1 protein-coding gene and 1 pseudogene are annotated in these 1,391 nt (G+C 31.8%); both read right to left on the reverse strand.

What is annotated here, in order from left to right:
- Window positions 1–345, reverse strand: a pseudogene (locus ACYQ0O_RS12935) (ATP-binding protein); the annotation flags it as partial.
- Window positions 342–1,391 (reverse strand): Mu transposase domain-containing protein (locus ACYQ0O_RS12940; RefSeq protein ID WP_459893736.1); only part of this gene is annotated, 1,050 nt, incomplete at its 5' end. The pseudogene ACYQ0O_RS12935 and the gene ACYQ0O_RS12940, both read right to left, overlap by 4 nt.

The following is a 1,391-nucleotide window of genomic DNA, read 5'->3' on the forward strand; positions in this document are numbered from 1 at the left end:
CCCAGGAGGCCCTACAAAGATAATGTTTTTTGCGTGATTGAGGAAAGTTAGATTAGCCAGTTCGTAAATAAGTTTTTCATCTATACTGGGCTGAAATTAAAAATCAAATTCTTCAATGGTCTTGATAAAAGGGAATTTGGCCTTTTTTATCTTTGCATTTATAGAGTTATCTATCCTTACAATTATTTGATTTTGCAGAACCTTATACAGATATTCTTGATAGGAGATTTTTGCTTTGACAGCATTTTCTGCCTCTGTTTCATAACACTCAGCAACAACAGGCAAAGATAGAAGTTTACAATATTCTTTTATACTTTGGGAGATATTGTTATCTGCTAATTTCATAGGCTATACTCCGATAATGGTCTTTTAATATTTACTTTTGGAAAAGTGAGATTATTAATTGAATAACTGGACACATCTACCTTAATCTTCGCCTTATCAGCAAGATAACCTTTTACAAAATGAAAATTAAAGACATTATATTTCAGACATTTTTCCATACATGTTATACAGTCTTCTTTTGAATAATCTTCAAAAATACGCCTTATTTGATAAAGATGATAGGCAGGATTTAATCTTTTTTGTGACTTCACTGCGAGTATAAAGTCATCTAATCTGGTATAGTCATTAAATCTGTTTTTTAATTTTTCTGCAGATAGGGCAAATGTTTCTCGAGATTCCTTACAATTATAACCTTTATAATGACTTTTATCTATGATTACCTTGCCTTTACCTGCAGCGAGTCTATGCACCGCTATCAACTTATTAACTTTAGAATAGATATGTAGATATATTCCTTTATAACGCTTTATCCATACCTCACTTCTAGCATATAAATGTGGAACAGAATAACGATTGCCATTATATGAGATCAAGCAATCAGAAGTCACTTTACGGAATTCTTCTTTAAAACCCACATATTTTGTCTTAGGTAGCTCAAACAGATGCTCTTTTTCTATTAAATAAGCTTCATAAGGTGTTTTATTTAGGGATTTATGGAGAGTATTATTTACTTGATGTTGAAACTCTTTTAACTTGTTATAAAAATCATCAAAGGAATCAAAAGATCTGTTATTAATAAAATGGTTTTCAAGATAATAAAACGGGTTCTCTACCTTTCCTTTGCTCCAGGGATGACCAGGAAGAGAGCGGGTGGGCTTTATACCGTAAAATCCACAAAAATTCAAAAAACGTGAATTCCACTTAAAATTATTAACTGAAGCGTTATCAACAAATACCCTGGCATTATCCACCTGAATCCTCTCACATACCCCTTTGAATTCATGAAAAGATTCTTCTAACACATCCAAAATGTCTGATTGTTTAATAGAAAGAGTCGCATTATATACTCTATATCTGCTATACCCCAAAATAGTGATATGTACGAT

The organism is Desulfothermus okinawensis JCM 13304, assembly GCF_054654515.1.